This is a genomic window from Streptomyces shenzhenensis, from assembly GCF_003688995.1.
Taxonomy (GTDB): Bacteria; Actinomycetota; Actinomycetes; order Streptomycetales; family Streptomycetaceae; genus Streptomyces; species Streptomyces shenzhenensis_A.
This window is the reverse complement of the sequence record NZ_PENI01000045.1, coordinates 62,908-69,573: the sequence shown is the minus strand read 5'-3', so window position 1 is coordinate 69,573 and position 6,666 is coordinate 62,908. Positions and strand designations below refer to the sequence as shown.

General features: G+C 71.0%; 10 protein-coding genes. 2 read left to right on the top strand and 8 right to left on the bottom strand.

Translation table 11 applies throughout. The features are described 5' to 3' along the window. Both CTZ28_RS41675 and CTZ28_RS41670 read left to right on the top strand, forming a co-directional pair. Positions 1 to 296, top strand: a 296-nt coding sequence (locus CTZ28_RS41675; protein ID WP_147481203.1) for an electron transfer flavoprotein subunit alpha/FixB family protein, incomplete at its 5' end; no start/stop codon positions are given. 339 nt (positions 297 to 635) lie between these two features. Next, positions 636 to 986: a DUF190 domain-containing protein gene (locus CTZ28_RS41670; RefSeq protein WP_398657814.1), complete on the top strand. Its 351-nt coding sequence runs from the start codon at positions 636 to 638 to the stop codon at positions 984 to 986. Positions 987 to 1,030: 44 nt separating this feature from the next. On the opposite strand, the gene CTZ28_RS41665 is transcribed toward CTZ28_RS41670, so the two are convergent. The 8 genes from CTZ28_RS41665 to CTZ28_RS41630 all read right to left on the bottom strand — a co-directional run bounded on the left by CTZ28_RS41665 (position 1,031) and on the right by CTZ28_RS41630 (position 6,506). Next, positions 1,031 to 1,384: a DUF190 domain-containing protein gene (locus CTZ28_RS41665; protein ID WP_121894964.1), complete on the bottom strand. Its 354-nt coding sequence runs from the start codon at positions 1,382 to 1,384 to the stop codon at positions 1,031 to 1,033. 130 nt (positions 1,385 to 1,514) lie between these two features. Further along, the gene (locus CTZ28_RS41660) at positions 1,515 to 1,940 is read right to left on the bottom strand and encodes a hypothetical protein (RefSeq protein WP_121894963.1); all 426 of its coding nucleotides are present in this window, start codon (positions 1,938 to 1,940) and stop codon (positions 1,515 to 1,517) included. Positions 1,941 to 1,962: 22 nt separating this feature from the next. Further along, entirely contained in the window at positions 1,963 to 3,168 is a 1,206-nt protein-coding gene (locus tag CTZ28_RS41655) for an SPFH domain-containing protein (protein ID WP_121894962.1), read from the bottom strand. Between the two features lie 39 nt (positions 3,169 to 3,207). Further along, positions 3,208 to 3,372 (bottom strand): hypothetical protein, encoded by a 165-nt coding sequence (locus CTZ28_RS47525; RefSeq protein ID WP_183154850.1) that lies wholly within the window; start codon positions 3,370 to 3,372, stop codon positions 3,208 to 3,210. Between the two features lie 277 nt (positions 3,373 to 3,649). Next, positions 3,650 to 3,949 (bottom strand): thioredoxin domain-containing protein, encoded by a 300-nt coding sequence (locus CTZ28_RS41650; protein WP_121894961.1) that lies wholly within the window; start codon positions 3,947 to 3,949, stop codon positions 3,650 to 3,652. Positions 3,950 to 3,984: 35 nt separating this feature from the next. Then, on the bottom strand, positions 3,985 to 4,293 hold the full coding sequence (locus CTZ28_RS41645; protein ID WP_121894960.1) for a hypothetical protein: 309 nt from the start codon (positions 4,291 to 4,293) through the stop codon (positions 3,985 to 3,987). 300 nt (positions 4,294 to 4,593) lie between these two features. Then, a complete protein-coding gene (locus CTZ28_RS41635) occupies positions 4,594 to 5,292 on the bottom strand; it encodes a response regulator transcription factor (RefSeq protein WP_121894959.1) in 699 nt (232 codons plus the stop codon). Next, positions 5,289 to 6,506, bottom strand: a complete 1,218-nt coding sequence (locus CTZ28_RS41630) for a sensor histidine kinase (protein ID WP_121894958.1) — start codon at positions 6,504 to 6,506, stop codon at positions 5,289 to 5,291. The genes CTZ28_RS41635 and CTZ28_RS41630 overlap by 4 nt, the downstream gene beginning before the upstream one ends. Between the last annotated feature and the right edge of the window lie 160 nt (positions 6,507 to 6,666).

Below are 6,666 nucleotides of genomic sequence, written 5' to 3'. Positions count from 1 at the left end.
CGGACTCGCTGGGTGCGGCGGTGGGTGCGTCGCGTGCGGCGGTGGATGCGGGTTGGTATCCGCACACTCATCAGGTGGGTCAGACGGGTAAGTCGGTCTCGCCGCAGTTGTACATCGCGTCGGGTATCTCGGGTGCGATTCAGCATCGGGCGGGGATGCAGACGTCGAAGACGATCGTGGCGGTCAACAAGGACCCGGAGGCTCCGATCTTCGATCTGGTCGACTACGGCGTCGTCGGTGACCTCTTCGACGTCGTCCCGCAGCTCACCGAGGAGATCAAGGCCCGCAAGGGCTGAGCACGGAACTGATCAAGACCGGCCGTCGGCGCGTGCGGCAGCGCTCGCCTGGCGGCGTCCGGGTCCGCGACCAAGCGCTCCGCTGGAACTGCCGCGATGTGCCGTCGGTCGTCTGTGGCACCATCGTGGCTGATCGCTCCCCCAAGTTCTCGGCTTCGCTCGAACAGGGGGGACCCCCATCGCGGCGGAGCCGCATGTTGATACAGCCCCGCGCCCCTTCACGGGCGCTGTCGAACCGCAGCGGACTTCACCGGACCTGCTTAGGGTGGGGGTGTGTCTCGGAGCCGCGCTCTCCCGCGCGGCAGCCGCGCACCGTATCCCGGTGACGAGAGGACCGCGATCATGACACTCCACGGACGCGCACTGCGCCTGACGATCATCGTCGACGACACCGACACCTGGCATCACAAGCCCCTGTTCACCGAGATCGTGCACCGCGCCCATGCCTTCGGGATGGCCGGGGCGACGGTGTTCCGGGGCGTGGAGGGTTTCGGGGCGACCTCGGTCGTGCACACGACGCGACTGCTGTCCATGGCCGACGACCTGCCCACGGCCGTCGTCATCGTCGACGAGGAGGACCGCGTCCGAGCGTTCATGTCCCAGCTCGACGAGCTGCCCATCAACGGGCTGATCACCTTGCAGGAGGTCGAGGTGGTCCACTACAAGAGCCAGGAGGTCGCGGCCTCTTGAGGCGGCCGAGGTGACCGTCGGCAGCCGGCCGCGGCACCGGCTCGTCAGGCAGGTGCCTGCGCCGGATCCCGTGCGGGGCACCGCATGACGTCGACGTGCTCGACGATCATCAGTCCGCCGCCGACCACGTCGCGCAGGGTCGGAAGGAAGCGGCGTACCCGCTCCTCCTCGTCGACGATCACGATCGCCAGCGGCACATCCTGCTTGAGGGACAGCAACCGGAATCCGTGGATCACCGACGAGGCCCCGAATCCCTCGATCCCCCGCAGAACGGTCGCTCCGGCCAGCCCGGCCTCATGGGCGCGGTGCACGATCTCGGCGGACAGCGGCTTGTGATGCCAGGTGTCGCATTCCTCGATGAAGATCGTCAGCTGTAGGGCGTGTCGTATCGGCCTCATGACGTCCTCCTGGTCCGCCACCACAGCAACAACATAGCCCGGATGCGTACGCCCAGCGCCCGCTGCGCCGCCTGCCTGCCCGGCTCGGCCCCACCGGCCGGTGGTCGCCCGTACGGCGGAAGGGGAGTGCCTACCGTCCGCCGCGGTGGATCCAGTGCGCGCGGCGCTGGTACCGGGCCACCGGCGGGGTGACCGGGGCGCTCTTTGGGGCGGGAGGTGCGGCGGGAGGTGCGGCGGCCGGCGGGGGCTCCGCGGGGGTGTCCTGGGGCGGGTGGAGGCCCTCCGCCGAGTACCGCGTGGTGGCGATGCTGTCCACGATCTGCTGCTCGGTGAAGTTCTCCGAACCGGGCACATGGGGGACGAACCCGATGAGCACGCCGTCGCCGACGATCTCCGCGTCGAGCCCCGACGCGCCGTCCAGGTCCCACAGCGCCTCGATGCCCTCGTCCAGGACCACCCTGATCCCGAACTCGTAGACACCCGCCTCCACGAGATGGGCCATCACCTCCCGGGCCCGGAGTGCCGCCACCACACGCTGGGCACGATCCGCATCCATGACAGCTGTCCCTCCTGCGAGTTCAGGGCTTCGGGCGGGTTCCGGTCTGCTCGGGCCCCGCCGGTACCTGCTTTCCGGCGGCGGGGGACGGCGTCGAGCGCCGGAGCGAATCCAGGATGGCCAGCCCTTGCGCCACCACTCCGGCCGCCACCTGGTTGATGCCGTCCGTGCCGTTGAGCACGGTGAGATCGGCTCCGGAGATACCGCGGGCCGCCGCCTCGGTGAGGGCGGGCAGATTCTCCACGACCCGGTTGGCCGCGATGAGTTCCTGGTTGCCGTCGCGGAGCGAGGCGGCACGAGCCGAGTTGGCGTCCGCCTGCGCCTGGGCGATGGCCCGCTCGGTGTAGGCGGTCCCGTCGGCCTCGAACTTGGCCCGGTCGCGGCCCGCCTCCGCCAGGGTCCGCTGCCGGTAGGCCTCCGCGTCCGCCGGGCGCCGCACCTCCGCCTCCAGCCGCTGGGCCGCCAGACCGGCCTGGCGCTGGGCCAGCGCGGTCTGTTCCTCGATGACCTCCTGGGATGCCTTGGCCTGGGCGAGCGGGCCCGCCTGGGCGGCGCGGGCGTTGTACTGCTCGGTCTCGGCGGTGAAACCCGCCCGTTTGATCGCGGTGTCCCGTTCGTACTCGGCCTTGAGCGCGGCGGCCTGCTGCTCCCGCTCCGCCGCCTCCTGGTCAGCCTTGGCCTGCGCTATCCGGGCCTGGCTGGCCACCGCGGCGGCATGCGGCGCGGCGAGGTTGTCGATGTATCCGGTGGCGTCCTCGATCTCCTGGATCTGGAGGGCGTCCACGACGATGCCGAGTTTCTCCATCTCGCCGTGGCTGCCCGCCACCACCTCCTGCGAGACCCGGCTGCGCTCGCGGATGATCTGCTCCACCGTGAGCCCGCCGACGATCGACCGCAGATGCCCCGCGAAGATCCGGCCGACCAACTCCTCCATCCGCTGCTGCTCCGACAGGAACCGGCGGGCGGCATTGGCGATCGACACCGCGTCGTCACCCACCTTGAACACACACACGGCCCGCACCTTGAGCCGGATTCCCTGCTGGGTCACGCAGTCCTCGGCGATCTCCGCCTCCCGCAGGGCCAGCGACAGCATCCGGGCCTTCTGCTTGACGGGCAGCACGAAACTGCCGTGACCGGTGACGATCCGAAACTGGGTCTCCTCGGCCCGCCGTTTGGAGCCGGAGATGAGCATGGCCTCATTCGGAGCGGGAACGTGCCAGAAAAACATGAGGAACCACCTCGCGTCCTGTGGAACACCGAAGACACGTCAGGACGGCAGCGGCTCGACGATCACCGAGCGTGCCGAGACGGAGTCGACCACGATCACGCGGACATCCTTGGCGACCGGCGCCGCGGACCAGGCCGCATAGGCTTCCGAGCCGCCCCGGACGCCCACGAGAACTTCCCCGGGGCCGTTCTGCGGGATCGCCACCGTCACTTTCCCCAGTGCCCCCACAGGACTCTGCGAAGAGTCGTCGGCTGTGCGCATACGTCCTCTTGACACACGGATACGGAAGGTCACCTGAAGGGGGCCGGGGCGGTCGACGGACGAGGACCACCCGCGCCCGCTCGCTCCTTCGGACACATCAAGCCTCCGGGCACATGTGCGAAGACGCTCCCGGCATCAGGACACCGGTCGTCTCCGCACCTTCCACGCTACTCCGCCTCGCTCTGCCCGGCGCACCCCGCCCGCCCGCGGCCTCGGGCGTTCAGCCGGTGCCCAGGACCCGTCGCAGTTCGTCCGTGCTCGGCGCCCCGTCCGCGCTGCCGTCGGCGTGCCGATAGATCCGGCACGACACGCTCGGCTCCGCCCCGGCCCGGGTGAACGGGTCGGTTCCGTCGAGCAGCACCGTCGGCGAGCCGGTCATGCCCCACCGTGCCGCCTCCGCGGCGTCGCGCACCTCCACGGTCTCCACCTCGGCCGTGCGGCCGGCCAGCGCGGCGCGCACCCGGTCGCGCGCGACAGCCGCGTTCGGGCAGTCCGGAACCGTCAGCACGGTGATCCGCATCGCTCCTGCTCCTCTCCCCGATGGCCGCTCCGTGGTCACCTGATCCCCGTGGTCCTGCTCACCCACTGGGCCAGGGTGAGCTGCCGGGCCACGGTCACGCGAGCGGGGTGACGCCGATGGGCCTGCACAGGTCCGGACGCGCACAGGCCGTCCCGGTGTGCCCGCGGGCTCCGGCCGCACCCGTGCGCCAGGGCGTCGCGGGCCAGGGCGTCCCGGAGCAGGGCCAGATGGGCCGGCACCGCCGCGGGCCGGTCGAGCTCGCCCCGGTACGCGTCGTACCCGGCCGAGCGCGTCTGCTTCGGCGAACGGATCTCAAGGGCGGTCGGGCTGTGTGCTTCGATCATGGCGAAACCTCCGTTCCAGGTTCCACCATCGCCCAGAACGCCCCCCGTGCGCGTCGTCCCCGCGCAGCGATTCACGGCTACCACGACCGCGGTACGCGGCGTCAGGGCCTACGGCGGGGGCAGAAAGCGCCGTACGGACTAGGGTCTTTCGTTTGGATCAGGCCGGATCAGGGAGCGGGGTCTGGTGCCGTGGATCGCAAGGCGGAGGAGGGCGGCAGGGCGGAGCCCTGACAACCGACGACAACGCCGCGAGGCGCGGTGCCAGGGCCCGCGAGCCCGGCATGATCCAAACGAGAGGCCCTAGGGGGCGGGCACCTGGGAAGAGACGGTGTCCGCCGCCGCGCTGACCAGCCCGCTCTGGTAGGCGATGACCACCAGCTGGGCCCGGTCGCGGGCGGCCAGCTTGGTCATCGCCCGGTTGACGTGGGTCTTCGCAGTCAACGGACTGACGAACAAATGTTCGGCGATGTCGCCGTTGGACAGGCCGAGCGCCGCGAGCCGGGTGACGTCCTGCTCCCTGGGCGTCAGACACTCCAGCCGCTCGTGCACGGCCGCCGGGCACGGATCCGGCTGGGCCAGGAACCGGGTGATCAGCGACCGAGTGGCCGCCGGCGACAGCAGCGCCTCGCCGGCGGCGACCGTGCGTACGGCGTCGAGGAGTTCCTCCGGTCGCGCACCCTTGCCGAGAAACCCGCTCGCCCCCGCACGCAGCGCCTCGGCGACATGCTCGTCGTCCTCGAACGTGGTCAGGATCAGGACGCGCACCCCACCGAGATCACCGGACTCGCTGATGAGCCGCGTCGCCTCGAGCCCGTCCAGTTCCGGCATGCGGATGTCCATCAGCACCACGTCCGGGCGCTGCGCGGCGGCCAGCTCCACCGCCTCACGGCCGTTGGACGCCTCGGCGACGGTCTCCATGTCGTCCGTGGCGTCGAACAGCATTCTGAAGGTGGCCCGCAGCAGGGCCTGGTCATCGGCGAGCAGTACGCGAATCGTCATACCCATGTCTCCGAATACCCGTGTGTCCGATCCCGTGCCGAACCGGGCCGTCGAGGCAGTTCGGCCCGTACGGCGAAGCCGCCGTCGGCGCGCGGTCCGGCGTGCAGCCTGCCGCCGATCGCGGCAGCCCGCTCATGCATCCCGATCAGCCCGTGCCCGGCTCCCGGCCGGGGCTGGTGCGAGCGTGCGCCCCCGTCGTTCTCGACGGTGATCGTCAACCATTCGGGGTGGTAGCGCAGGAAGAGCCGGGCGCAGTCGGCCCCCGCGTGCTTGTGCACATTGGTCAGGGACTCCTGCACGATCCGGTACGCGGCCAGATCGACGGCCGGCTCCAGCGGCTCGGCGGTCCCTTCCTGCGTGTGCTTCACGACCAGGCCGGCGCGTTCGAACGACGCCAGAAGGTCGGGCACCTGGGCGAGGCCCGGCATCGGATCGCGGGGCACCGTGTCGTCGGACTGCCGCAGCAGGCGCACGGTGGCCCGCAGTTCGTCCAGGGCGGACCGGCTGGTGTCCCGGATGTCCTCCAGAGCGGTGACTATCCGTTCCGGCCGCCGCTCCACCAGATGCACGGCCACACCCGCCTGAGCGTTGATCAACGCGATGTGGTGCGCGACGATGTCGTGCAACTCGCGTGCGATCCGCACCCGTTCGGCCGCGACCCGCTGCCGCGCCTCCTGCTCGCGGGTGCGCTCCGCATGTTCGGCCCGTTCCTCCACGGCGGCCACGTAGGCGCGACGGGAGCGCACCGCGTCCCCGATGGCGGTCGGCAGCGCCGTCCACGCCAGCATGGCGACCTTGTCCGGGTCCAGCCATTCCTGCGAGGCCCAGACCGTGGCGGTCCCCACCAGTACGGCGGCCGAGACGACAGCCGCGATCCAGCCCGTGCGCCGGTCGGTGTGCACGGCCACGGTGTAGACGGACACCAGAACCGGGCCCATCACCAAGGGGCTCTCCCGGAACCCCAGCACCTCGAAGAACACTCCGCAGCCCACGGTCAGGGCCAGCACACCGAGCGGGTTGCGATGCCGCCGCAGCAGCGCGGAGGAACCGACGGCGGCCAGCACCACGGCAGGCCAGCGTAGATCCACCTCGTCCTGGTGCGGATCGATGGAGGCAGCCGTGACGGACAGCACGAACAGCAGGGCCACGCCCAGAACGCCGACCGTGCGCGTCCTGGCCGGCCCTTTCGACCCGCCACCGTTGATCACCGGCATGCCACCACCGTAGGGGCGGCGGGCATACCGGGCATCACCGCGCCGCCCGGCCTCCCGCGCACGCTCTGCCCGTTCCGGCACGCCGTTCGCCGGGGACCACGGACACCCGCGGCCCGGAACGAACCCGCACGGCCGTCAGCCGGACGGCCCCGGCCCCGGG

What these genes read in the sequence shown, in the direction of transcription:
- CTZ28_RS41655 (WP_121894962.1), bottom strand. Translation starts at nt 3,168, where the DNA reads ATGTTTTTCTGGCACGTTCCCGCTCCGAATGAGGCCATGCTCATCTCC.
- CTZ28_RS41635 (WP_121894959.1), bottom strand. Translation starts at nt 5,292, where the DNA reads ATGACGATTCGCGTACTGCTCGCCGATGACCAGGCCCTGCTGCGGGCC.
- CTZ28_RS41650 (WP_121894961.1), bottom strand. Translation starts at nt 3,949, where the DNA reads ATGCGGATCACCGTGCTGACGGTTCCGGACTGCCCGAACGCGGCTGTC.
- CTZ28_RS41665 (WP_121894964.1), bottom strand. Translation starts at nt 1,384, where the DNA reads ATGAGGCCGATACGACACGCCCTACAGCTGACGATCTTCATCGAGGAA.
- CTZ28_RS41645 (WP_121894960.1), bottom strand. Translation starts at nt 4,293, where the DNA reads ATGATCGAAGCACACAGCCCGACCGCCCTTGAGATCCGTTCGCCGAAG.
- CTZ28_RS41630 (WP_121894958.1), bottom strand. Translation starts at nt 6,506, where the DNA reads ATGCCGGTGATCAACGGTGGCGGGTCGAAAGGGCCGGCCAGGACGCGC.
- CTZ28_RS41660 (WP_121894963.1), bottom strand. Translation starts at nt 1,940, where the DNA reads ATGGATGCGGATCGTGCCCAGCGTGTGGTGGCGGCACTCCGGGCCCGG.